At 69.3% G+C, this 24,757-nt stretch carries 19 protein-coding genes and 1 tRNA gene; 12 read left to right on the top strand and 8 right to left on the bottom strand.

Translation table 11 applies throughout. The features are described 5' to 3' along the window. Window positions 1-2: 2 nt before the first annotated feature. On the bottom strand, window positions 3-2,327 hold the full coding sequence (locus VFG40_RS06050; RefSeq protein ID WP_324895946.1) for a S9 family peptidase: 2,325 nt from the start codon (window positions 2,325-2,327) through the stop codon (window positions 3-5). A gap of 243 nt (window positions 2,328-2,570) precedes the next feature. On the opposite strand from VFG40_RS06050, the gene VFG40_RS06045 reads away from it, so the two are divergent. After that, complete coding sequence (locus VFG40_RS06045) at window positions 2,571-3,314, top strand: glutathione S-transferase family protein (RefSeq protein WP_324895944.1); 744 nt, start codon at window positions 2,571-2,573, stop codon at window positions 3,312-3,314. A 171-nt stretch (window positions 3,315-3,485) separates the two neighbouring features. Here VFG40_RS06045 and VFG40_RS06040 read toward each other — a convergent pair whose 3' ends face one another. Then, window positions 3,486-4,391, bottom strand: coding sequence for a LysR family transcriptional regulator (locus tag VFG40_RS06040; RefSeq protein ID WP_324895942.1), 906 nt, complete (start codon window positions 4,389-4,391; stop codon window positions 3,486-3,488). Window positions 4,392-4,525: 134 nt separating this feature from the next. On the opposite strand from VFG40_RS06040, the gene VFG40_RS06035 reads away from it, so the two are divergent. From VFG40_RS06035 to VFG40_RS06015, 5 genes are all read left to right on the top strand, one after another. Beyond that, a complete protein-coding gene (locus tag VFG40_RS06035; RefSeq protein WP_324895940.1) occupies window positions 4,526-5,530 on the top strand; it encodes an aldo/keto reductase in 1,005 nt (334 codons plus the stop codon). 96 nt (window positions 5,531-5,626) lie between these two features. Further along, window positions 5,627-6,448 carry an NADPH-dependent 7-cyano-7-deazaguanine reductase QueF gene (gene queF, locus VFG40_RS06030; RefSeq protein WP_324895938.1) on the top strand — a complete coding sequence of 274 codons (822 nt, stop codon included), beginning with the start codon at window positions 5,627-5,629 and terminating at the stop codon, window positions 6,446-6,448. A gap of 154 nt (window positions 6,449-6,602) precedes the next feature. Continuing rightward, on the top strand, window positions 6,603-7,247 hold the full coding sequence (locus VFG40_RS06025; protein ID WP_324895936.1) for a hypothetical protein: 645 nt from the start codon (window positions 6,603-6,605) through the stop codon (window positions 7,245-7,247). 245 nt (window positions 7,248-7,492) lie between these two features. Next, window positions 7,493-7,696, top strand: coding sequence for a CsbD family protein (locus VFG40_RS06020; protein ID WP_324895934.1), 204 nt, complete (start codon window positions 7,493-7,495; stop codon window positions 7,694-7,696). A gap of 49 nt (window positions 7,697-7,745) precedes the next feature. After that, window positions 7,746-7,919 carry a DUF1328 domain-containing protein gene (locus VFG40_RS06015; protein WP_324895932.1) on the top strand — a complete coding sequence of 58 codons (174 nt, stop codon included), beginning with the start codon at window positions 7,746-7,748 and terminating at the stop codon, window positions 7,917-7,919. A gap of 105 nt (window positions 7,920-8,024) precedes the next feature. Here VFG40_RS06015 and VFG40_RS06010 read toward each other — a convergent pair whose 3' ends face one another. Continuing rightward, window positions 8,025-8,927, bottom strand: coding sequence for a LysR family transcriptional regulator (locus VFG40_RS06010; protein WP_324895930.1), 903 nt, complete (start codon window positions 8,925-8,927; stop codon window positions 8,025-8,027). A gap of 98 nt (window positions 8,928-9,025) precedes the next feature. Here VFG40_RS06010 and VFG40_RS06005 point away from each other — a divergent pair, with 98 nt between their 5' ends. The 6 genes from VFG40_RS06005 (at window position 9,026) to VFG40_RS05980 (ending at window position 16,710) form a co-directional block, all read left to right on the top strand. Next, window positions 9,026-10,612 (top strand): proton-conducting transporter transmembrane domain-containing protein, encoded by a 1,587-nt coding sequence (locus tag VFG40_RS06005; RefSeq protein ID WP_324895928.1) that lies wholly within the window; start codon window positions 9,026-9,028, stop codon window positions 10,610-10,612. Further along, window positions 10,609-13,059 carry a YbcC family protein gene (locus VFG40_RS06000; RefSeq protein ID WP_324895926.1) on the top strand — a complete coding sequence of 817 codons (2,451 nt, stop codon included), beginning with the start codon at window positions 10,609-10,611 and terminating at the stop codon, window positions 13,057-13,059. The genes VFG40_RS06005 and VFG40_RS06000 overlap by 4 nt, the downstream gene beginning before the upstream one ends. After that, window positions 13,056-13,976, top strand: a complete 921-nt coding sequence (cysD, locus tag VFG40_RS05995; RefSeq protein ID WP_324895924.1) for a sulfate adenylyltransferase subunit CysD — start codon at window positions 13,056-13,058, stop codon at window positions 13,974-13,976. Before VFG40_RS06000 ends, cysD begins: the two co-directional genes overlap by 4 nt. An 11-nt stretch (window positions 13,977-13,987) precedes the next feature. Then, window positions 13,988-14,839 carry a DUF6671 family protein gene (locus tag VFG40_RS05990; protein WP_324895922.1) on the top strand — a complete coding sequence of 284 codons (852 nt, stop codon included), beginning with the start codon at window positions 13,988-13,990 and terminating at the stop codon, window positions 14,837-14,839. Between the two features lie 78 nt (window positions 14,840-14,917). Then, window positions 14,918-15,958: a dihydroorotase gene (gene pyrC, locus VFG40_RS05985; RefSeq protein WP_324895920.1), complete on the top strand. Its 1,041-nt coding sequence runs from the start codon at window positions 14,918-14,920 to the stop codon at window positions 15,956-15,958. Window positions 15,959-16,053: 95 nt separating this feature from the next. Then, a complete protein-coding gene (locus VFG40_RS05980; protein ID WP_324895918.1) occupies window positions 16,054-16,710 on the top strand; it encodes a trimeric intracellular cation channel family protein in 657 nt (218 codons plus the stop codon). 322 nt (window positions 16,711-17,032) lie between these two features. Here the strand turns inward: VFG40_RS05980 and VFG40_RS05975 are convergent, their stop codons facing one another. The 5 genes from VFG40_RS05975 to VFG40_RS05955 all read right to left on the bottom strand — a co-directional run. Then, window positions 17,033-20,128, bottom strand: coding sequence for a DUF3427 domain-containing protein (locus tag VFG40_RS05975; RefSeq protein WP_324895916.1), 3,096 nt, complete (start codon window positions 20,126-20,128; stop codon window positions 17,033-17,035). Window positions 20,129-20,283: 155 nt separating this feature from the next. After that, window positions 20,284-20,360: transfer RNA gene (locus tag VFG40_RS05970), tRNA-Arg, on the bottom strand. Between the two features lie 192 nt (window positions 20,361-20,552). Beyond that, on the bottom strand, window positions 20,553-22,457 hold the full coding sequence (locus VFG40_RS05965) for a M61 family metallopeptidase (protein ID WP_414649255.1): 1,905 nt from the start codon (window positions 22,455-22,457) through the stop codon (window positions 20,553-20,555). Window positions 22,458-22,524: 67 nt separating this feature from the next. Then, window positions 22,525-24,363 carry a M61 family metallopeptidase gene (locus VFG40_RS05960; RefSeq protein ID WP_324895914.1) on the bottom strand — a complete coding sequence of 613 codons (1,839 nt, stop codon included), beginning with the start codon at window positions 24,361-24,363 and terminating at the stop codon, window positions 22,525-22,527. A 3-nt stretch (window positions 24,364-24,366) separates the two neighbouring features. Next, window positions 24,367-24,757: TolB family protein (locus VFG40_RS05955; protein ID WP_324895913.1), on the bottom strand; the 391-nt coding region annotated here is incomplete at its 5' end.

Genomic DNA, 24,757 nt, shown 5'->3' with positions numbered 1-24,757 from the left:
CGTCACCGCTTCGGCGGCGTCATCTTGTACTCGTGCGGCGGCGTGTCGCCGGCGAGATTGCGCACGAAATAGTCCCAGCGCCGACGCATCACGTACGGCGCGTCCTTGGCGTAGCCGTGGTGGGCATTGGGCACCAGCAACATGTCGAAGTCCTTGTTGGCATCCATCAGCGCACGCACCATCACCATGGTGTTGGACAGCGGCACGTTGTCGTCCATGGTGCCGTGCACCAGCATCAGGTGACCCTTGAGGTTGGCCGCGTGGTTGGCGTTGGCCTGGTCGTCGTAGTTGCTCTTGCCGTCCTTGTCGACGGTGAGCTCGCCCTGGTACTTCTCGGCCCAGTCGTCCTCGTAGTTGCGGTTGTCGTGGTTGCCGCTCTCGGACCAGGCGACCTTGAAGAAGTCGGGGTAGCGCAGCATCGCGTCGGTGGACGCGTTGCCGCCGCCGGAGTGGCCCCAGATGCCCACGCGGCTCAGGTCCATCCACGGATTGCGCTGGCCCAGTTCCTTCAGGCCGAGCACCTGGTCCGGCAGGGTGTTGTCGCCCATGTTGCCGAACCAGGTGTCGTGGAACGACTTGGAGCGCCACGGCGTGCCCATGCCGTCGATCGCCACCACGATGAAGCCCAGCTCGGCCAGCGCCTGGTGGTCACTGCGCGCGGCGGAGAAGCTGCGCGAACCGACCGAGCCGACTTGGGGGCCCGGATAGATGTAGTCCACCACCGGGTACTTCTTCGACGGGTCGAAGTCGGTCGGCTTGAACATCAGGCCGTACAGGGCGGTCTTGCCGTCGCGGCCTTTCACCGTCACCGGCACCGGCGGCACCCAGCCGGTGGCCTGCAGGCGGCTGATGTCGGCCTTGGCCACGGTGGCGAGCGTGTGGCCATCACCGCTGGCACGCAGCACGGTGACCGGCGGCATGGTGGGGGTGGAATAGGCATCGACGAAGCTGTCGCCATCGGGCGACAGGCTGATCTCGTGGTTGGCCGGTTCGGGCGTCAGCAGGGTCGGCTTGCCGCCGTCCAGGCTCGCCTTGTAGAACTGGCTGAAGTACGGGTCCATGCCCTTTTGCCGGCCCACCGCCTCGAACCACACGGTGCGGCTCTCGGGGTCGACCTTGAGCATCTCGGTGACCACGCCCTCGCCGGTGGTGATCGGGTGCTTGACCTTGCCGGTGTTCAGATCCACCAGGTACAGCTGGCCCCAGTTGCTGCGCTCGGAGTACCACACCGCCTCGTGGGTGGCCGGCAGGTAGGCCCAGTTGGCGCGGCCGATGCCGCTCTCGTAGTAGGTCGGCACGCTTTCCTCGAACACCGTGCGCACCTTGCCGGTGGTCGCGTCGGCGATGCGCAGCCACTCGTGCTTGTGGAAGCGCGAGGTGGAGACGAACGCCAGCGTCTTGCCGTCCGGCGCCCACTTCACGTCGTCCCAGCCGCCGTCGGGGCCGCAGCTGACGTCGTCGCACAGGGTGGAGCGGTGCTGGTCGGCCGGCATGTCCAGCCGCACCACTTTCTTGGTCGGCACGTCGATGATGACGCGCTCGATCATGGTCACGTCCTTGTCGCCGGCCAGCGGGTACTTCCACGCCTCCAGCTTGGGATGACCCACATCGGTGGAGACCATGTACATGTCGCCGGTCTTGCGCTGGTCCTGCTGGAACGTGGCGATCTTGGTCGAGTCCGGCGACCACTCCACGATGGCGTTGTCGGTGTGCTTCCAGCCGGCGTTGTCGGTGGCGTAGCCGTAGTTCTCCACGCCGTCGGTGGTGAGCTGGGTCTCCTTGCCGGTGGCGACGTCGCGCACCCACAGGTTCCAGTCGCGGATGAAGGCTTCGCTCTTCTTGTCCGGCGAGAGCGCGCCCGGCTCGTCGCCCGCGGCGGTCGTGGCCGGCTTGGCGCAGACCGCCTCGGCGCTGCATACGTAGGTCTTGCCGCGCACGCTGAACTGATAGCGGCCATCGGCGGTCAGCGTGATGTCCTGCAGGCCGAGCTTGTCCGCCTCCAGCGGCTTGCCGTCGGCCAGCTGGCCGAGCGCGGCGGCGATCTTCGCCTGGTCGAACAGCGGCGTGGCCTGGCCGGTGGCGGTGTCCATGCGCAGGTAGTGGTCGCCGGCGGCGTCATGGTCGACATAGACGAAGTGGGTGTCATCGAGCCACTTCACCCGGGTGACGGCGTGATCGACCAGCGGCATCGCCTTGTAATTGACGAACTGTTCGGCGCGGGCGTAATCGGCGTCGGTAAGCGTACGGTCGGTGGCATGGGCGCCGGCCGACAGGCTGGCCAGCACCAGCGCGCCGAGCAGGCGCGGTGTACCGAAAGGAGAGGACATGGGGGACTCCGCTGACGTGAAGACGGGCGCCCGCAGGCGCCATGGGTGACGGACAGCATTCCCTGACTCGCGGCGTGCCCGCGAGGCGGACGCCCGCAGCGCCCCTGACGCTGCCCAACCCCTGATGCTAGTCCGCCCCATGCGGGTGGACCCCTGCCAGAAGTCCTGTCGACACGCGCCTTGACGCTCTGCGCGGGGCCGGCGCACCCTGCCCGCCTCGCCACCGCCCGCAGGAGCCGCGCCATGTCCGAGCCCGTCAGCGTCATCGGCAGCCCGATCTCGCCTTACGTGCGCAAGGTGCTGGCGATGCTCGAGCTCAAGGGCGTGCCGTACCGGCTCGATCCGATCGCGCCATTCGTCGGCAACGCGCAATTCACCGGGCTCAGCCCGCTGCGGCGCATCCCGGTGCTGATCGACGGCGCGCTGGTACTCAACGACTCCAGCGTGATCTGCCAGTACCTGGAGGAGCGTCATCCCGAGCCGTCGCTCTATCCCGCCGATGTCGCCGACCGCGCCCGCGCGCGCTGGCTGGAGGAGTACGCCGACACCCACCTGGGCGACGTGCTGATCTGGCGGCTGTTTTTCCAGCTCGGCGCCCGACGGTTCCTGTTTCGCGAAGAGGCCGACGAGGCGATGGTGCGTACTGCCCGCGAGCAGGAGATCCCGGCCGCGCTGGACTATCTCGAGGCACAGCTGCCGCCGACGGAATTCGCGTTCGGCGCGCTGTCGATCGCCGACCTCACCCTGGCGAGCTTCTTTCGCACCGCCGCGTTCGTGAAATACACCATCGACGCGACGCGTTGGCCGCGGATGGCGGCGCTGGTGGCAGCGGTGATGGCGCTGCCGGCCATGCAGAAACTGGCTGCGCTGGAAGACCACATCGTGCGGCTGCCGCTGGCCGAGCAGCGTCCGGCGCTGGCGGCGATGGGCGTGGCGCTGACCGCGACCACGCTGGGCGACGGCCAGCCGCAGCGCGGCTTTCGCTGAGGTCGTTGCGGCGCGCGACGAGCGGGCGTGCGCGAGCGCAGGCGCAGGCGCAGCGTCAGCGCGCCGCCCTTTCGGCATCGCGAGCGCCCCGCGCTGCGCATCGGCCGGCGCGGGTGATACGCGCAGGCCACGCACGGTCGCGCATGCCGTGCATGCTGCCAGTCCCCCGCATCACTCCAGGCCCTGGGCGTCGAACAGCTCGACCAGCCAGTCGATGAACACGCGCAGCCGCGCCGGCATCTGGTGTTGCTGCGGGTAGAGCACGGTCAGCGGCAGCGACGGCGGAGGAAACTGCGGCAGCAGCTCGACCATGCGGCCGTCGGCCAGCGCGTCGGCCACGTGGTAGCGCGGAAACTGGGCAATCCCGAGCCCCACTTCGCAGCAGCCGAGGTAGGCATCCACGCCGCTGACGGTGACGCGCGCGGGCAGCATCACTTCGCGCCGCCGCCGGCCGACCATGAAATCCAGCGGCTCCACCCGCCGCGTGGTCGGCGAAGCCCAGTTGACCGCCACGTGGCCCTGCGCCAGCTCGGCCAGCGTGCGCGGCGCCCCGTGCCGGCGCACGTAGTCGGCGCTGGCGATGGTTACCTGTGCGAGCCGCCCGAGCTGACGCCCGACCATGCCCGAGTCGCCCAGTTCGCCCGCGCGCAGTACGCAGTCCACCCCTTCGCGCAGCAGGTCGACGAAGCGGTCGCCGGTGCCAATGTCCAGCTCGATCTGCGGATGGCGCGCGCAGAACTCCGGCAGGTGCGGCAGCAGCCGCAGTCGCGCGAACACGCCGGGCAGGTCCACGCGCAGGCGCCCCTTGGGCACGCTCGCCGCCTCCCGGAAATTGGCCTCCACCTCGTCCAGGTCGAGCAGCAGGCGCCGGCAATGCTGGTAGTACAGCTCGCCGTCGCGGGTCACCCGCACCCGGCGCGTGGTCCGCTGCAGCAACTGCGCGCCGAGCCGCGCCTCCAGCTGCTTGATCGCGTGGGTGACGGTGGCCCGCGGCAGGTTCAGATCATCGGCAGCGGCGGTGAAGCTGGACAGCTCCACGATGCGCGCGTAGAGCCGCATGGCGGCGATGCGATCCATGATTGTTGTTCTTTATTGAATGGTGTTGCCGATTATTCAGCATTTATCGGCACCACGACGACCCCCGACAATGCGTGAACGGTCGCCAGCGCATGCTTGCCGGCAGCCGCATCCACTCATCAAAGAGGCACTCCATGCAGACACGTACCCTGGGCCAGCACGGCCCGCAGGTTTCCGCCCTCGGCCTCGGCTGCATGGGCATGAGCGACTTCTACAGCGCACCCGGCGGCAAGCGTGACGATGCCGAGTCCATCGCCACCATCCAGCACGCGCTCGATCGCGGCGTCAGCCTGCTCGACACTGCCGACATGTACGGCCCGCACACCAACGAACGGCTGGTGGGCCAGGCCATCAAGGGGCGTCGTGACGAGGTGTTCCTGGCGACCAAGTTCGGCATCGTGCGCGATCCGGCCGACCCCACCGTGCGCGGCATCAGTGGCCGCCCCGAATACGTGCACGCCGCCTGCGACGCCAGCCTCAGGCGGCTGGGGGTGGAGACCATCGATCTGTACTACCAGCACCGCGTGGACACCAGCGTGCCGATCGAGGAGACGGTAGGCGCGATGGCCCAGTTGGTCAGCGCCGGCAAGGTGCGCTTCCTCGGCCTGTCCGAGGCCTCCGGCGCCACGCTCGAGCGGGCCTACCGGGTACATCCCATCGCCGCGCTGCAAAGCGAGTTCTCGCTGTGGACGCGCGATCCGGAGACCAACGGCATGCTCGACGCCTGTCGCCGGCTGGGCGTGAGCCTGGTGGCGTACTCGCCGCTGGGCCGCGGCTTCCTCACCGGCGCGATCACCCGGCCGGAGGACTTCGCCGAGGACGACTACCGCCGCCACAGCCCGCGCTTCCAGGGCGAGCACTTCACCCGCAACCTGACGCTGGTCGAACAGGTGCGCACGCTCGCCGCGCGCAAGGGCTGCACGCCCGCGCAGCTGGCGCTGGCCTGGGTGCTGGCGCAGGGCGAGGACATCGTGGCGATTCCCGGCACGCGGCGGCGGGCGCGGCTGGACGAGAACCTCGACGCGCTGCAGGTGCAGCTCAGCGCCGACGAGCTGGCCGAGATCGCCCGGGTGTTTCCGCCCGACGTGGCCGCCGGCACCCGCTATCCCGAGGCGATGATGTCGGCGGTCAACGCCTGATCCGCGCACGCGGTCGGCGGGCCTGCGTCGTTGTGCCCGCCGCCGCAGCGCCTGGTGCGCCGCAGCATGGTCTGCGGCAGCCGTTACACTGGGCCGATGAACACGCCAGACGATTCCCAGCTCGGCAAGGCCACCGTCTACGCCGACCGCTACGACCCTTCGCTGCTGTTTCCGATACCGCGCGCGGCCAAGCGCGCGGAGATCGGCGTGACCGAGCCGCTGCCGTTCCACGGCGTGGACATCTGGAACGCGTACGAATTTTCCTGGCTGGATGCGCGCGGCAAGCCGGTGGCGGCCATCGCCGAGTTCCGGGTGCCGGCGCGCTCGCCGAACATCATCGAGTCGAAGTCGTTCAAGCTCTACCTCAACGGCTTTGCGCAGGAGCGCATGGCCGATGCCTCGCAGCTGATCGCCACGCTCGAGCGCGACCTTTCCGCCGCCGCCGGTGCGCCGGTTGTCGCGGAGTTGAGCCTGCCCTCGAGCGTGGTGCATGCGATCCGCGATCTGGACGGCCATTCGCTGGACGAGCAGGCGCTCGACATCGACCACTACGGCCCACCGCGGCCGGACTACCTGCGCACGCGGGGCGCTGATCCGCTGGACGAGGCGCTGGTGTCGGACCTGCTGCGCTCCAACTGCCCGGTGACCGGGCAGCCGGACTGGGGCAGCGTGCAGATCCGCTACCGCGGCCGTCCGATCGACCGCGAAGGACTGCTGCGTTACCTGGTGTCATTCCGCACCCACAACGAGTTCCACGAGCAGTGCGTGGAGCGCATCTACGCCGACGTGATGGCGCGCTGTGCGCCGGAGCAGCTGAGCGTCTATGCCCGCTACACGCGTCGCGGCGGGCTGGACATCAACCCGTTCCGCAGCAGTAGCGGCGAGGTGCCGGTCAACCTGCGCGGCGCGCGCCAGTAGCCGCCCGCCGCGGACGCTCGCCGGGCCGCGGAAGCGGCCGGTAATCAGGGCTTCAGACGGTCGGCGCTAGCCTTCTCGCCTGCCTCGCGTCCCCACGCGTTGTGCAGCGCCAGGGATGGTGTCCCCTCCCCGCTTTCGAAGACGGAATGCCCCCATGAAAACGTCCGCTCGCCCCCTTCTCCTGTGCAGCCTCGCCGCCAGCGGCCTGCTGATGCTCAGCGCCTGCGGCAAGCACGACGACGCCGTGACCACGGCGCCCGCCGGTGCCAGCACCGCGGCCACGCCGACGACCAACACCCCGGCCACGCCGATGGCGCCGGTCACGCCTGCGCCGGCCAGCACGGCTCCCGCGGCCGCCGGCACCGCGGCGCTGCCCGCCCCGGCCACCACCAGCATGGCGCCGGCCCGTGCCGGCACCAGCGCCAGTGCCGCCACGGCCGCTCCCGCGGACACCGCGTTCGCCATCGACAAGGTGGTGGTGGGCGATGCGGTCACCGCGGCGCACACGGTCAGCAAGCCCAAGGACACCATCCCGGCCTCGCAGAACGCGATCTATGCCAGCGTGCAGACGCGCGGTGTCACCGATGGCGCCACGCTCAGTGCGCGCTGGAGCTACGTCGAGGGCAAGGACCAGCTGGTCAGCGCGATCAGCCAGTCGATCGCCACCCGCGGCCCCGCCGTCACCACGTTCAAGATCCAGAATCCGCACAACTGGCCCGAGGGCAAGTACAAGGTGGAGATCGCGCTGGACGGTAAGCCGGTGTCCACGCAGGCGTTCGAGGTGAAGGCCTCCAGCTGATCCGGGATCGGCAGCACGTGAAAAAAGAGGGCGCCGCGAGGCGCCCTTTTTTCTTGCGCATGCAGCCACCGTCGGCGCGGCCGTGCACTGCGCGCGAAGGGCCGGTGAGCGCGTCCTGCACCTGCGTGAACCGCGCCCCGCGCCACTGCGTGTTCCCGCACACCGCGTTCACGACGCGAGGGATGCAATCGGCACCGAACGCGGCACCCCGGTGCGCGTCTCCCCCACCCCATGAGGTACGCGCCATGAATCAAGACACCATCAAAGGCCAGTGGAAGCAGCTCGGCGGCACCATGAAGCAGAAGTGGGGCAAGCTGACCGACGACGACCTGAAGGTTGCCGAAGGCAACTCCGAATATCTCGCCGGCAAGGTGCAGGAGCGCTACGGCATTGCCCGCGACGAGGCCGACGCCCAGGTTCGCGAGTTCGAAAAGAGTCTTCGTCACTAACCCCCGCCCGGCGCCCACGGGCGTCGTCCGGCAGCCAGGAGATATCCCCATGCTTCACTACGCCATTGTCTTTCTCGTCATTGCACTGATCGCCGCCGTGTTCGGTTTCACCGGCATCGCGGCAGGCGCCGCCAGCATCGCCAAGATCCTGTTCGTGGTGTTCCTGGTGCTGTTCGTGCTGTCGCTGATCTTCGGCGGCTTCCGCCGCGGGCCGCGCGTGTAGCACCGCTTCCGATCTCAGGAGCGCCTGGCGGTTCGTCCGCGGGCACCGGGGCGGCATCGGCAACGATGCCGCCCTTTTTCGTGGCCGGTTTGACGCGCTGGCGTACTAGCCTGCGTCGTCATGCGGCGTGGGCGAGAACGAGGCGATCAGCTCGCGCGCCAGCGGGTTGGGAAAACGGCGGCTCAGCGTCACCGCAAAAAAGGTCTCGCTCAGTTCGGGCAGCTGCGCCAGCTCCACCAGGGTGCCGGCGGCGAGCTCGTCGCGCACCACGATCGGCGGCACCACCGCCAGCCCGATGCCCTCGCGGGCGAGCAGTCGCATCATCGCCATGTCCTCCACCTCGGCGGCAATGCGCACGCGCAGCCCGAGCCGGTCGATCACGGCGTCGAAACCGATCCGGATGCTGCTCTCCAGCGTGGGCAGCACCAGCGGTTCGCTCGTCAGCAGCTCTTCCAGCCCGCGCCCGCTGCCGGCGTGCGCGGCGGCGCCGATCAGGCTCACCGGCTGCTCCGCGATGGGGTGGGAGATCCACGGCGTGCCCGCATCGCGCAGCGGCGGCATGTTGATCAGCACCACGTCCAGCCGATGCGATTCCAGCGCGTGCAGCAGCTCGGTGGTGGTGCCCGAACGCAGCACCAGTTCGACGTCGTCGCGCTTGAGCAGCGGTCGCAGGAAGGCCATCTGGAAGTTGCGCGAGAGCGTGGCCAGGGCGCCCACGCGCAGGATCTGCCGACGCGTGCCGGGCCGGTTGCCGAGCATGCTCAGCAGCTCGCCGCCGGCGCTGAAGATGGCGTCGGCGTGTTCCAGCGCGATGCGGCCGGCCTCGGTCAGCACCAGTTGCTTGCCGGTGCGCTCGAACAGCGGATGGCCGAGCTGGCCCTCCAGCTTGCGGATCTGGATCGACAGCGCCGACTGCGACACGTGCAGCTTCTCGGCGGTGCGGGTGAGGTTTCCCTCATGGGCGACGGCCCAGAAGTAGCGCAGGTGGTTGTAGTTGAGCGCGGCCATAGGCGTTCTCTTTCATGAATCGATCTGCTCCATATTATGAATTTTAAGGAATGAACGCGCTCCGTTAAGGTTCCGCCGCCCCAGCCACTGGAACCGCCATGCCTTTCCCGCCCGCCCTGCTCGTCCTGCTCGGTCCTGCCGCGTTCGTGCTCGCCGCATGGATGGCGATGCGCGATCCCACCGGGCGCGCTCGCGTGCCGTGGTCGGCCAGCGGCGCGGCCGGGGCCCTGTCGCTGGTGCTGGCGCTGGGGGCGCTGGTGCTGGCGCTGCTGCGCGGGCCGCAATCCGCTTCGCTGCTCGCCTGGCACGGCGCCGGGCTGTCCGTGCGGGTGGACGTGCTCAGCGCCAGCCTGTTCGCGCTGGTGTCGTTCATCGGGACGATCGTGCTGCGCTACAGCCGCCACTACCTCGACGGTGATCCGCGCCGCGGCCTGTTCGCCGCCGAGCTGTGCCTGACGCTGGCCGCGGTGATGACCCTGGTGCTGGCCGGCAACCTCGCCCTGCTCGCCGCCGCGTGGATCGCCACCAGCCTGGCGCTGCACCGGCTGCTGCTGTTCTACCCCGAGCGCGCCGCTGCGGTGCGCGCGGCCGGCCGCAAGTTCATCGTGGCGCGCACCGGCGACGCCTGCCTGCTCGGCGCCTTCGCCCTGCTCGCCTGGACCGGCCGCAGCGCCGACCTCGTCACGGTGCTGGCCCAGGTGCGCGACGGCGCGGCTGCCGGCGCGGCGGTGCCGGCGGCCGCGGTGCTGCTGGTGCTGGCCGCCGCGCTGAAGTCGGCCCAGTTTCCCGCCCACGGCTGGCTGCCGGACATCATCGACACGCCCACGCCGGTCTCGGCGCTGCTGCACGCAGGCATCATCAACGGCGGCGGCTTCCTGGCGATCCGCTTCGCCGAGGTGCTGGTGGCGGTGCCCGCGGCAATGCACCTGCTGGCGGCGATCGGCGCGATCACTGCCGTCTACGGCTCGCTGGTGATGCTGACCCAGACCAGCATCAAGGCCTCGCTGGCCTGGTCGACCATCGCCCAGATGGGCCTGATGCTGCTCGAGTGCGGGCTGGGTGCCTTTCCGCTGGCACTGCTGCACCTGCTGGCCCACTCGTTCTACAAGGCGCACGGCTTTCTTGCCTCCGGCACCGCGGTGGACGCGGTGGCCCGCCGCCGGGCCGCCGCGCCGGCCGCCGGTGGTCCGGTGCGGGCGCTTGGCCCGGTGCTGGCGATCGGGCTGTATCTCGCGCTGCGCCCGCTGATGGAGCGCATCGATCCGCAGCCGGCGGCCATCGGCGCGCTCGGCCTGCTGGTGGCAATCGGCGCCGGCCTGCTGCTGGCGCGCGCCACGCCGGCACGGCAGCCGACCGCCAACCTCGTGCGGGGGCTCGTGCTCGCCGCCTTCGCCATGCTCGCCTATGCCGCGCTGCACGCGGTGGCCGGCGCGGCGCTGGCCGGCAGCGTGCCCGCCGCGCCGGCGGCGAGCTGGATTACCTGGGCAATTCTCGGCCCCACCCTGCTGGCCTTCGCCGCCATCGCGCTGGTGCAGCTGATGCCCGAGACGCTGCAGGCGCGACGCGGCTGGCGCACCGCCTACGTGCATCTGGCGCAGGGCCTCTATGTCGATGCCTTCCTGTGGCATCGGCTGGAGAACCGCGCGCCCACTCCCACCGTCCCCGCCGTGGAGGCCCGCCGATGAACGCCGTCCTGCTTCCTGCCGAACATGACGCTGCCGCCGCTCCCGCAGCGCCAACCCTGCAGGCCGCCGTCGCGCAGGCCTGCCGCCGGGTCGCCCCGCTGTGGCCGCTCGCCCACTTCGTTGCGGTGAATCCCTTCCTCGGCCTCACCGACCTGCCCTTCGCCGAAGCGGCGCAGCGGGTCGCCGCCACCGAGGGCGCCCGCGTCACGCCGGCGCGGCGCGTCCATGCCCAGGCGATCGCCCGCGGCGAGATCACCGACGCCGACCTTGCCGACGCGCTGGCCCAGACCGCGCCCGGCCCGCTGCGGCCGGCCGACGTGGCCGAGCTCAAGCACCACCTCGCTGAACCGCATGAGCCCTCGAGTGACGCGCTGCCTACCGTGCTGTCGCTCGCGACGAAGGTCCACCGCCGGGACGACGAAGCACTGGCCGATGCCCAGCTCGCGCAGTGGGCGGCCGCGCACTACGACCAGGGCCAGGCGATGTGGGCCTCGCCCTGGCGCGGGCTGCGCCCCTACGCAGCGTGGCGCGAGCAGGCACAGCGCGACCGCCGCCCCGAGGCCGAGGGCTGGCCGGGCTTCCGCGCCGCGGTACGCACGCTGCCGGCCGACGCCGACGCGCTGATCGCCGAAGCAGCCACCGCGTTGGCGCTGCCGGCAGCGGGCCTGCCGCTGTACTTCCAGCGCCTGCTGGCCACGCTCGGCGGCTGGGCCGGCCACGCGCGCTATCGCGACTGGCAGGACGAGCTGCGCGGCGACACCGGCAGCGAGCTGGCCGAACTGCTCGCCGTGCGGCTGGCGTGGGAGCTGCTGGCGCTGCGCCTCGGTGGCGGGCGGCTGGCCGCGGCCTGGGCCGGTGCCCGCGAACGATTCATCGAACACGGCCGCGACCCGCGCCGCCAACGCGCGTTCGTGGTGGACGAGATCGCCCAGCGCGCCTACGAGGTCGCCTGGCAGCGCCCGCTGGCGGCGAAGCTGGCGGCAACCGGCGAGCCGGCAACCGAGCCCGCGCTGCGCGCGCCGGTGCAGGCGGTGTTCTGCATCGACGTGCGCTCGGAAGTATTCCGCCGGGCGCTGGAAGGCAGCCTGCCGGGCGCCGAGACGCTGGGCTTCGCCGGCTTCTTCGGCATGCCGGTGAGCTACGTGCCGTTTGGCCACGACGCGGGCCGCGCGCAGTGTCCGGCGCTGCTTGCGCCGCCGCTGACCGTGCACGAACAGCCCAAGCGCAGCTCCGACGGCGCACGCGCGGCACGGCTGGCGCAGCAGCGCACGCGCAGCCTGCGCGCCGCCGGCTGGCAGGCGTTCAAGCGCGCGGCGGTGGCCTCGTTCGCCTTCGTCGAAAGCCTGGGCCTGATCTACGCCGCGCGGCTGCTGCTGGACGGCTTCGGGCTGGCCCGGCATGCGCCGCACGGACGCTGCCGCGACGACATGGAATCGACCCTGCCGCCGCCGGAGCTGCGGCTGGAACTGGCCACCAACTTGCTGCGCGGCATGTCGCTCACCGAGCGCTTCGCCCGGCTGGTGCTGCTGGCCGGCCACGGCGCCAGCAGCACCAACAACCCCTACGCCAGCGGGCTGGACTGCGGCGCCTGCGGCGGCCACAGCGGCGAGGCGAACGCGCGGCTGGCCGCGCGCGTGCTCAACGACCCGGCGGTGCGCCAAGGCCTCGCCGCCCGCGGCATCGCGATTCCCGCCGACACCGTGTTCGTGGCTGGCCTGCACGACACCACTACCGACGCGCTCACCGTGTACGACCGCGACGACGTGCCGGCCAGCCACGCCGACGACCTCGCGCGGCTCGAGCAGGCGCTGGCCGAGGCCGGCGCGCGCACCCGCACCGAGCGCGCCGCCCGGCTGGGGCTGGACGCTTCTCCCGAGGGCCTGCGCGCCCTGCTCGCGCGCAGCCAGGACTGGAGCCAGCCGCGGCCGGAATGGGGCGTGGCCGGCTGCGCCGCCTTCATCGCCGCGCCGCGCCAGGCCACCCGCACGCTCGACCTGAGCGGCCGCGTGTTCCTGCACAGCTACGTGTGGGAACAGGACCCCGAGGGCCGCGTGCTGGAGCAGATCATGAGCGCGCCGATGGTGGTCGCCAGCTGGATCAACCTGCAGTACTACGCCTCCAGCGTGGACAACAACGCCTTCGGCAGCGGCAACAAGACGCTGCACAACGTGGTCGCCGGCGTCGGTGTGATGGAGGGTGCCGGCGGCCACCTGCGCAGCGGCCTGCCCTGGCAGTCGGTCTCCGACGGCACCGCGCTGGTGCACGAACCGCGCCGGCTCACCGCGGTGCTGGCCGCGCCGGTCGAGGCGATCGAACGCGTGCTGGACAAGCAGGCCGGCGTGCGCGAGCTGGTCGAGCACGGCTGGCTGCACCTGTTCGCGCTGCCGCCCGGCGGCGACGGCCTGCAGCGCCGCGGCGCCGGCGGCCGCTGGGAGCGCTTTGCATGAACCCGGCCGGCGTGCGCAGGTTGGGCGGCCACCTCGACGCGCTGGAGAACGAAGCGATCCACATCCTGCGCGAGGGCGTGGCGCAGGCGCAGCGGCCGGTGCTGCTGTTTTCCGCGGGCAAGGATTCCACCGTGCTGGCCCACCTCGCGGTGCGCGCGTTCCATCCTGCGCCGCCGCCGATGCCGCTGCTGCACGTCGATTCCACCTGGGAGTTCCGCGAGCTGCTGGCGTTCCGCGATGCGTTCGCGCGGGCGCACCGCTTCCAGCTGCACGTGTACGCCAACGAGGCCGGGCGCGCCGCGGGCATCAACCCGTTCGACCACGGCGACGCCTACACCACCGCGATGCGCACCGACGCGCTGAAGCAGGCGCTGGATCGCGGACGGCACGATGTGGTGTTCGGCGGCGCGCGACGCGACGAGGAGCGCACCCGCGCCAAGGAGCGCGTGTTCTCGGTGCGCAGCGCCAGCCACGCGTGGAACCCGCGCCAGCAGCGGCCGGAGCTGTGGAACCTCTACAACACGCGGCTCGCGCCGGGGCAGTCGCTGCGCGCCTACCCCCTGTCCAACTGGACCGAGATGGACATCTGGTGCTACGCGCTGCGCCGCGAACTGCCGCTGGCGCCGCTGTATTTCGCCGCGCCGCGCCCGGTGGTCAAGCGCGACGGCGGCCTGCTGGTGGTGGACGACCCGGCGCGGATGCAGCTGGCACCGGGCGAGACCGTCACGCAGCGCCCGGTGCGCTTCCGCACGCTGGGCTGCTGGCCGGTGACCGCGGCGATCGCCTCGGACGCGCGCGACCTGCGCGCGGTGATCGCCGAGACCGCGCGCGCCAGCGGCTCGGAGCGCCAGGGCCGGCTGGCCGATCGCGAGGGCGGCGGCAGCCTCGAACAGCACAAGCTCGAGGGCTATTTCTGATGGATGGCGCGGTGCCTTCGCTGCGCGGCGAGATCGCCGTGCTGGCCACCATGCACGGCAAGGAGCGCGCCATCGCGCCGCTGCTCTCGCGCTTCCTGGGCGTGCACGTGGTGGTACCGGAGGCGTTCGACACCGACCGCTTCGGCACCTTCAGCCGCGACGTCGCGCGCACCGGCACGCCGCTGGAGACGGCGCGGGCAAAGATCGCCGCCGGCTTCGAGCGTGTCGCCGAGGCGCGGCTCGGACTGGCCAGCGAGGGCAGCTTCGGGCCGCATCCGGTGGTGCCGTTCCTGGCGTGGGGCAGTGAGCGGGTGGTGCTGGTGGACCGCGCCAGCGGGCTGGAGCTGGTCGGCCAACACGAAGCGCCCGCGCGGCATGTCGTCCACGCGCAGGTCCACCACGTCGAAGACGCGCGGGCGTTTGCCGCACGCGTGGGTTTTCCCCGCCAGGGCGTGATCGTGATGGGTGTGGCGGACGGCCAGCCCTCACCCGCCGTGGCGCTGGCCAAGGACGCGCACGACGACGAAAGCTTGCTTGCCGCGGTGCGCCGCGCTCTCGCCGTGAGCGGCGTGGCGTCGCTGGAAACCGACATGCGCGCGCACCGCAACCCGCATCGCATGCGCTGCATTCGCCGCGCCACGCTGGACCTGCTGCGTGCCTGGTATAGCCACTGCCCGGCCTGCGATCGACCGGGCTACGTCATCAGTGCCCGCCTGCCCGGCCGACCCTGCGGCGGGTGCGGCGCGCCGACCGGCCAGGTGCTGGCCGACGAGCGGCGCTGCGCCGGCTGCGGCCTGGTCGAACGACGCCTGCGCAACGACGGTCCGGCCGACCCCGCGCACTGCGACGCCTGCAACCCCTGACGCACCCGCCGGACTTTTTGCGCCGGACGCGGGACACTATGCGTCTTTGATTCCCCATCCCTGCACGAGGAACGGCCCATGAGCACGGACCGACTGGACATCGTCCGCCCCGACGACTGGCACCTTCACCTGCGCGATGGCGAGGCGCTGGCCTCGGTGGTCGGCCACACCGCGCGCCAGTTCGCCCGCGCCATCGTGATGCCCAACCTCAAGCCGCCGGTGACCACCGTGGCGCAGGCGCTGGCCTACCGCGAGCGCATCCTCGCCGCGGTGCCCGCGGGCATGACGTTCGAGCCGCTGATGACGCTCTACCTCACCCGCCAGACCACGCCGCAGGAAATCTTCGCGGCCAAGGCCAGCGGCAAGGTGTTCGGCGTGAAGTTCTACCCGCAGGGCGCCACCACCAACTCGGCCGCCGGCGTGTCGGATCTGTCCACCGTGTACCCGGTGCTGGAGGCGATGGAACAGGTCGACCTGCCGCTGCTGGTGCACGGCGAAGTCACCGATCACGCGGTGGACGTGTTCGACCGCGAGAAGACCTTCATCGACCGCCACATGGTGCCGCTGCGCGCGCGCTTCCCGAACCTGCACGTGGTGTTCGAGCACATCACCACGGCCGACGCCGTGCAGTTCGTGCAGGCGCAAGCCAGCAACGTGGCCGCCACCATCACCGTCCACCACCTGCTGCTCAACCGCAACGCGCTGTTCGACGGCGGCGTGCGCCCGCACCACTACTGCGCACCGGTGCTCAAGCGCGAACAGCACCGCCAGGCGCTGCTGGCCGCGGCCACCGGTGGCGACGCCCGCTTCTTCCTCGGCACCGACAGCGCACCGCATCCGCGCGAGGCCAAGCTGGCCGACTGCGGCTGCGCCGGCATCTTCACCGCGCACGCAGCGATCGAGCTATATGCCGAAGCGTTCGACGAGGCGGGCAAGCTGGAGAACCTCGAAGGCTTCGCCAGCTTCCACGGCCCCGACTTCTACCGCCTGCCGCGCAACACCGAACGGCTGGTGCTGGAGCGCACGCCGTGGACCGTGCCCGACAGCGTGCCGCTGGGCGACAGCGTGTGCGTGCCGCTGCGCGCCGGCGGCAGCGTGGCGTGGTCGATCGCGTCCTGACCGGTCATGGCCGCCGCGGTTCGCGACCGCTGCGCCCGCGGTAGGCCCACGACCGACGGCGCACCGATCCACCAGCCACTCCCGTGGACATGCCCATGCAGACCCACCAGCTGGTCCTGATGATCGCCAACCTCGCCGGCACGTTCGTGTTCGCGCTCAGCGGCGCGCTGGCGGCCACCCGACGCCAGCTCGATCTGTTCGGCGTGCTCGTGCTGGCATTCGCCGCCGCCAATGCCGGCGGCATCGCGCGCGACCTGCTGATTGGCGCGGTGCCCCCGGTGGCGGTCAGCGACTGGCGCTATCTCGCCGTGGCCATGGCCGCCGGCGTGGTCACGTTTCGCTGGGCACACCTCATCGAGCGTCTGCATTACCCGGTACGCATGTTCGACGCCGCCGGCCTGGCGCTGTTCACCGTCACCGGCGCACACAAGGCCCTCGCGTTCGGACTGCACCCGGTGATGGCCGCCCTGCTCGGCATGCTGACCGGTATCGGCGGCGGCATGATGCGCGACCTGCTGCTGGCCGACGTGCCCATGGTGCTGCGCGCCGACCTGTACGCCGTGGCGGCGCTGGTCGGCGCGGTCATCGTCGTGTCAGGCGCCGCGCTTGGTCTGTCCACCGTCGCAGTCATGAGTGTTGGTGCCGCGGCGTGCTTCGTCCTGCGCATGCTGGCGGTGAGGCGTGGCTGGCATCTGCCGACTGCCGCGAGCGCGCGCATCGCCGGAGCTGAAGACAAATCGCGTCGCCCGTGAGGTCACGATGAGGCGCCGCACCAGCGAGAGGCACACGGGGGCCAGCCCCGTCCCGCGATTGCCGACCAGGTGATGATGTTCTGCCACAGTGCACCGGGCTAGCTTTCCGCCTGCGCGCTATCGGCGATGGCCGGCCATATCGCTCAGCCGTGCCTGCGCCGGCTGATGAATTTGCATGAGCAAGTCGATGGGCCGAATCGTGGCATTTGGCTCGGCATGTGAGCCGATTGGACTGCCTATTCGGCTCATGCGTTTCCCACTACGGGCCCACGAAGGGGCCTCGCGCATGCGAAGCATGGGTTCGCGCCAGTGGGCACTATCGTCAGGCGACCGCTGCGGCGAATTGCGTATAAAGATCACCCGGCAATGGCACGGCTAGTTGCCACTGGATTGCCATTGGCCGTTCGCCTTTGTGCGAGAGATAGCGAGCGGGACCGAGGAACCAGAATGCGCGGTCCGTATTCCGCAGGCGGGCGAAAAGCAGCACCTCGCTGCCGCGGTCGATGTGCTGCTGATAGCGCAGCCCGGTCTCGCTGCTTTCCCGGGTTGTCGACTGACTTTCCCAGTGAATGACGCTGGGGCTGATGGCGTAGTCGCGGTATCGCGTTGTAGGCGAGAAGCGTTCGCCCGACTTGTCCAGCGTGAAAGCGAACAGGTCGGCACGCTCTTCGGGCAACCACCGCACGCCCTCCCGCCAGGTCGGCACGCCCACCACTTGCGCAGGCCCCAAGGCCGCGAGCATTTCCAGTCGCGTGTAGCGCGCATGCAGTTGCAGCGGCACATCGGGCCGGCAGGTCAGGGGCTGCTGAAGATGATTGATGCGGGGGGACAGCACGGCGAGCAACTCATCCAGCTCGGCTAGTACCTGTGGATGCCGCCACATCATATCGAGCAAGTCTTCCAGCGCCGCCAGGCCGGGCGGGAGACTCTCGGACAACTGCGCCAGCAACATGTGCAGCAGGCGGCGCTCTCGCAGCGCAAGCGCCGCCGGAATAGGCGGCGTGGTCAAGCCAGTCCAGCGCCGCCACGTCGCAATACGCTCGTCGTCGTCGATGTGCAGCAGGCGGCCCAGTGCGCGACGCAAAACGCGCTCATGAGGACCCGGCGGCAGCGTGGCAACGCCACCTTCAGCCAGCAGATCCGACCAGCAACGGCTGTTTGCGTAGATGTCCTCCAGTGGAATGCCTGAGGTGTCGATGAAGCGCGACAGCGTGGGACGGTCGCCGTCTTCCGCCACTCGGCGAAGTTCCGCCGCACGCGCATGGAAGGTATTGGGCAAGCTCTCACGCAGGTTTTTCAGCACCTCGGCTGCTGCCACGGCGTCGAGCTGCATGTGGCAGCCGCTGGGCAGGTACGGGAATCCTGCTTCCACCTGGCGCATGAGATGCGTCCGGCTCCCGCCTAGCAAGGCCCCGAGCCGGCGCCGAAACTGGAACTCCTTGCGATGCCTCCCTACGAAATCCAACACGGTGCAGACGCTCTTGCCGTCGCACCGGCGCAGCCCGCGCCCCAGCTGCTGCAGAAAGAGGGTTGCGCTGTCGGTCGGGCGTAGCAACAGCAAGGTGTCGACACTGGGTATGTCCACCCCCTCGTTGAACAGATCGACGGTGAACACCACCCGCAGCACGCCGCTCTGCAGATCACGCAGCGCCTGCTCGCGCTCCTGCATGGGCGTGTCGCCGGTCACGGCGGCCGCGGCGATGCCCGCTGCGGCAAAATGCCTGGCCATGAAATACGCATGCCTCACCGATACACAGAAGCCCAGGGCACGCATGTGCGCCGGGTCGGGCGCGATATCGAGCACGCGCTGGATCACCAGCCGCGCCAGCACATCATTGGCGGTCAGCAGGTTTTCCAGTTCGCCCATGTCGTAGCCACGTCCGCGGCGCCAGCTGATGCGACTGAGGTCGGTGCCATCGCTGATGCCGTAGTACGCGAAAGGGCAAAGCCGCTGCTGATCGATCGCATCCCACAGCCTCAGCTCGGCGGCGATGCGATGGCCGAACCATTGCAGGATCGGCTCGCCGTCGCCGCGCTCTGGCGTGGCGGTCAGGCCAAGCAGTTCTCGCGGGATGAGGTGTTCGAGCAAAGCGGTATAGGTACTGGCAGCGGCGCGATGGAATTCGTCGATCACCACCACGTCGAAGTGATCGCGCGGCAGGTCGCGCAGGCCAGTCGCCGCGAGCGATTGAATCGACGCGAAAACGTGCTCGAAACGCGTTGGTCGTTGGCCATCCACCCACAACTCGCCAAAAGCTCCGTCGCGCTGCGCCTGCCGGAAGGTAGCGAGGCTCTGCGCAAGGATCTCCTTGCGGTGCGCCACAAACAGAAGGCGGGCGCGCGGGAGCTGTGCGCGCAATCGCTGGTAGTCAAGTGCCGCCATGACTGTCTTGCCAGTTCCGGTGGCAGCAACCAGCAGGTTGCGATGCCAACCGCGCAGGCGCGAGAGCGCCACCAACTCCAGCAGTCGCGATTGAAACGGCTCGGGGCGAAGCTCCAGTGGGCTCAGATAGTAGGTCGGCCCGTTGGGCGCGCTGGCACGGGTCAGCTCACGAAACTCATCTGCGTCGAACAAGCGAAAGTCGTCGTGGCACCAATAACTTTCGAACACCGCCGCAAACTTGTCGATCACGTCGGGATTGCGTGCGCCGGCCACGCGCACGTTCCATTCCAGCCCCGTAACCTGGGCCGACTGGGTCAGATTGGACGAGCCGATATACGCCGTGTCGTAGCCCGATGCGCGATGGAACAGCCACGCCTTGGCGTGCAGCCTGGTGCTGGTGATGTCGTACGAGACACGGATATCGGCACCGAGCTCCTTGAGCGCCTGCAGCGCAGCCAGCTCAGTGGAGCCGGTATAAGTGGTGGTGAGCAGGCGCAGGTGCCGGCCCTGCTCGCAGTGGCGGCGCAGTAGATCGAGCATCGGGCGGATGCCGGTCTGGCGCACGAAGGCCATGAGCACGTCGATGCGGTCTGCCGAGGGAATCTCCGTCGCCAACTGGTAGCCGACGCGAGGCTCGCCAGGAGCGTTGGTCAGCAGCGTGGTATCAAGCAGCGGCGTTGCCGGTAGCACCACCGCGGCGGGCTGACCATCCGGGCGCAGGGCGAGCAAGGCTCGCAGCACTTTGGCGGCTTCTAACGGCCGATCCGAAGCATCGACCCCACTCGCCGGCCTGCCTTCGAGCAGCTCGACCACGTCACGCGCCAAAGCAATACCAAGACTCGCCCGCTGCCGAGCGGGCAAGGCCTCTACTGCCTGGCGCAGCAAGCGGCCAAGATAGAGCGCAATACGATCGGCGGCTTCGTCATCGTGTAGCGCGCCGCAGTCCACCACCCGACTTGAACCCACAGCTTGCAAACGCTCGGCTAATCCAAGCGTTACCAGCTGTTCGTAAAGACCCGGTAGCAGATCTGCCACAGGCGATGCCCCTTCTGAACCAGCGCTTCTACGCGCATACCGCCGTCGAGATTATCGGAGACGTCAGGGGCTGCCCACCGCCATAAATTGTGCGTCCCGTGCTTTGCGCATACTGAGCGCGAGCCGGTCGCAGGCGGTGGAGTGCAATGAGGAAATGGTGCGCCCGGAGGGATTCGAACCCCCGACCAATGGCTTCGGAAGCCACTACTCTATCCGGCTGAGCTACGGGCGCATGGTGTTGCGGCTCGCCGCGGTGCGGACGGTGTCCGGGTGCGGCGGACGCGCAGTATAGCGAAGTTGCGAAAGGATCGGGCGGCGAAGGTGCCGCGGGTCACGCGCAGGCAGGGCCGTGAATCCCGCCCTGCTCCGCGCCTCACCCCGACCCTCTCCCCGACGGGGAGAGGGCGTGCGGCGTGCCGGCCTCTCAGCGTGCTTTGAGCAGCTTGCTCAAGGTGTCCGGCTTGCTGGCGATGCGCTCCAGGTGCGGGTACTTCAGGCCGTCGTGGTAGTCGATGCGCACGGTCTTGTAGCTGTCGAAGCCTTTCAGCAGCAGCTCGACCGGCTTGCTCTTGTCCTTGGCCGCGTCGGTGACGGCGTCCTTGAGCGCGTCGGCGGAGTACTCGGTGCCGTTGACCGCCACCACCTTCATCGAGGGGCCGACGCCGGCCTTGAACGCGGGGCCATCCCACAGCACGTCGTTGATGCCGCCGTCCTTGCCGACCGACAGGCCCAGCGAGTAGGTGAGGTCGGCGTTGCCGCGGCGTGCTTCGATCGCCTTGACCGCGTCGGAGGGCTTGTCGGTGTAGGTGAGCTTCCAGCCGTGCTCGGCGATGCCGCCGATCAGCGGGCCGTGGCCGTCCAGGCGGGTGCGCAGGAAGCTGGCCCAGTCGAACGGCTTGATGTTGTTGAGCGTGCTGACCACGTCCTCGAAGGTGTAGGTGTTGACCTTCCAATCGCCGTTGTTCATGCCGAAGAAGGCCTTGGCGAAGTCGTCGATGGTGTTCTTGCCGCCGCTGAGCTCACGCAGCTTGGCGTCCACGTCCAGCCAGATCATCGCGCCGGCGACGTAGTAGTCCTCGCTGGCCTGGTAGTTGCGGTACGGCAGCGGCGCGCGCTGGGCGATGGTCGGATCGTTGGTGGTGTCCTGCACGTTGCGCCAGCTGGCCAGGCCCGGGCGGCCCTTGTCGTAGGTGGCGGCGGCGTAGGCGAACATGTCGCGGGCCTGCTCGTCGGTCCACAGGTCGGCGCGGGCGGCCATGACCATGCCCCAGAACTGGGTCTGGCCCTCGTACACCCACAGCAACGTGTTGCTCATCGGCACGTTGAAGTTGGGCGTGGTGAGGTCGGCGCCGCGGCGGTACTTGCCGTCCCAGGAGTGGTTGTACTCGTGCGAGAACAGGTCGCGCGACAGCGCGTTCTTCTTCCACTCGGTGAAGTAGTCGGCCGAGACGCCGTCCTCGCTGGACTGGTGGTGCTCCAGGCCGATGCCGCCGAGCTTGTCACTGAGCGAGGTGAGGAAGGTGTAGTGGCCGTAGTGATGCGCGCCGTAGAGCTTGTACATCTGCTGGATCAGCTCGCGGTGCGGCTTGATCTGCTCGGGCGTGGCCTCGAGGTACTTCGGCGCGTCGGCGAACAGGTCCATGTGCACCGGCACCTTGGCGCCCGGGTCCAGGTCGATCTGCTTGTGGTATTTGCCGGCGAGCATCGGCGAGTCGATCAGCGCGTTGTAGCTGATGGTCTTGTAGTCGAGCGTGTTGCCGTTCTTGGACTCGAGTTCCAGCGCGGTGGCGGCTTCCCAGCCGGCCGGCAGGGTGACGCTGGCGTCGGCGTCGATCATGCGGATGTTGTGGCCGGCCGGGTACACCGAGACGGTATCCCACTGCAGGCTGAGCATCTCCGGCGTCATCATCACGCGGCCCTGGCTGCGCTCCTGCGCGCTGAGAAACTGGAAGTCGACGTCGACCGCGCTGGCGCCCTCGGGCACGTTCACGTGGAAGGCGTAGACGTTGAGCGGATCACGCGTCCACTCCAGCGTCTTGCCGTTGGCCTTGACGGTGAGGCCGGCGAACTTGTCGATCGGGCCGGTCGGCGAGTGGTGACCGGGGATCCACTGCGGATACAGCAGCGTGAGCGGGCCGGCGGCCGCGGGAATCGTCTCGTGCACACGGAAAATGCGGTGCGCGACATCGGTGGCGTCGACGTGGATCTTCAGCGTGCCGGGCGCGTACGGCGTGTCCTGCACGGGCGGCACGTCATCGGCATGGACGGGCGCGGCCAGCAGGCCAAGGCCGGCGGCAAGCAGGGCGGTGGCGAGAACGGTGGTTTTCAAATTGGCATCTCCTCGATGCTGGGGTCGGGGTGGAACGGCCGGCGCGCGAGGTGCCGGCCCTCGGGAATCACTTGCGTGCGGTGGCGATGTCGCCGAGCAGGTCGCTGCCCTTGGCGCGCACCAGGTGCGGGTACTTGAGGCCGTCGTGATAGTCGATGCGGTAGGTGCTGTAGAGCTCGTCGTTCTTCACCAGCAGCTCGATCGGCGCGCCCGCCTTGGCGGCAGTGACCGCGTCCTTGAGCACGTCGGGCGAGTAGTCCTTGCTGTTGACGGCGACGATGACGAGCCCCGGCACCAGCCCGGCCTTGAACGCCGGACCGTCCCACTGCACGTCGTAGATATTGCCGTTGCTGCCAGCGGACAGGCCCAGCGAGTAGGCCAGGTTCACGCCGTGGCGCACCTTCTCCATCGCCTTGTCCATCGCGTTGGGCGTATCGGTGTACACCAGCTTCCAGCCGCCGCGCTCGATGCCGTGCTCGGGCAGCTCGCTGCCGGTGTAGTCGAGCCGGTCATGCAGGAAGGTGGCCCAGTCGCTGGCCTGCACCTGGTTGAGCGTGTTCACCACGTCGTCGAAGGTGTACGTCTTGGTGACGTAGCTGCCGTTGTCCATGCCGTAGAACGCCCGCGCGAAATCATCCAGCGAGCGCTTGTTGCCGCTGAGCTCGCGGATGCGCGTATCCACGTCCAGCCACAGCAGCTGGCCTTCGGGATAGAAGTCGGTGCCGCGGCGGAAGCTGATCCAGCCGCCGCCGCCGAAGTAGGTCAGCGGCGCCGCATCGGCGGTGTCCTGCAGCGAGCGCCAGGCGCGACCGCTGCGATGCGCCATCGCGGCGGCGATCGAGGCCAGCGAATCGCGGTACTGCGAGGCATCCCACAAGCCGGCGCGAGCCGTCAGCACACCGCACCAGTAGTCGGTGAGGCCTTCGTACACCCACAGCAGGTCGTCCTGCATGGGCATGTCGAAGGTTGGCGTCCACAGGTCGGCCGGGCGACGGAACTTGCCGTTCCACGAGTGCGCGTACTCGTGCGGCAACAACGACGCGTAGTAGGCGCGCTTGTCGTCGTCGATGAGCCCGCGCTCTGCAAAACGGTTGTCGCTCGACTCATGATGCTCGAGACCGAAGAAGTCGACGTGGTCCGACAGCGTCACGAGAAACTCATAGCGGCGGTAATGACGCGCGCCCCCGAAGAGCGCGCCTGCCTCGGCGACGAGCTGACGCCACTCGGTGACGACGTCGGTGGGCACGTCGAGCGCCGCCTCCGACTCCGCCGCAACGGAGACCGCGTGCTTGTCGTCGAGCACGAAGCGCTTGAAGTGCCGGCCCATGTTCACGGGCGAGTCGACGAACGTCGTGAGGGAGGCGGCGTCGAAGTCGAACACGTCGCCCTTGCGCGTCCCCGGAAGCGCCGTGCCCGCGCCCCAACCCTTCGGGACGGTCAAGCGCGCCTTCACGGTGACGTCGTCGGACTTCGCGTTCTCCGGCACGAACACGAGCTGGTTGAAGTTGATGACGCCGACGTTCTCCGTCCCCATGTTGCTGCCCGACAACGTGCCGCCGTCGGAAGGCGTGACGAAGTCGAACGCGATCTCGATCGATGTGGCCTTCGGCGGAACGTCGACGTGGAACGCGAACATCTCCACCGGATCACGCGTCCACGCCACCGTCTCTTTGCCGGCCGTGATGCGCATGTTGACGACGCCGGCGATGGTGCCGTCGGGGCTGTGGTCCCCGGGGATCCACTTCGGGTACGTGAACGTCATCGGCCCCGTCTTCGCGGGCAACGACACCTTCGCGTGCACGATCCGTCGCGAGATCTCCGAAGCGTCGACGTCGACGTTGACGGTGGACCCGCTCGCGAGTGAGGCGACGGCGGCGGCGACGGAGAGCGCGGCGGATCCGAGCATCGGTCACTCCACCCAGTCGGCGATGAACACGTTGGTCTCGCCCTCGACGGCGCCGTTCCGATTCGACGCGAACACGATCTTCTTGCCGTCGGGCGAGAACATCGGGAAGCCGTCGAACGAGGGATTCGTCGTGATGCGCTCCGGCGCACCCGCCTTCGGCTCGTTCGTCTTCGGATCGATCTCGACGCGGTAGACGTCGAACGCGCGCCCCTTCGGATCGTCGACGTTCGACGCGAACACGATGTGCTTGTTGTCGGGCTGAATGAACGGCGCGAACGACGCCTTCCCGAGCTTCGTCACCTGCTTGACGTTCGACAGCTCATTCGTCGCCGAGATGTCCGCCACGAAGATCTCGAGCAGCGTCGGCCGCACCAACGACTCCTTCAACAGCGCG

The sequence above is a fragment of the Dyella sp. genome (assembly GCF_035685805.1).
Classification (GTDB): Bacteria; Pseudomonadota; Gammaproteobacteria; order Xanthomonadales; family Rhodanobacteraceae; genus Dyella_A.
This window is presented reverse-complemented; position numbering and strand designations above follow the sequence as displayed.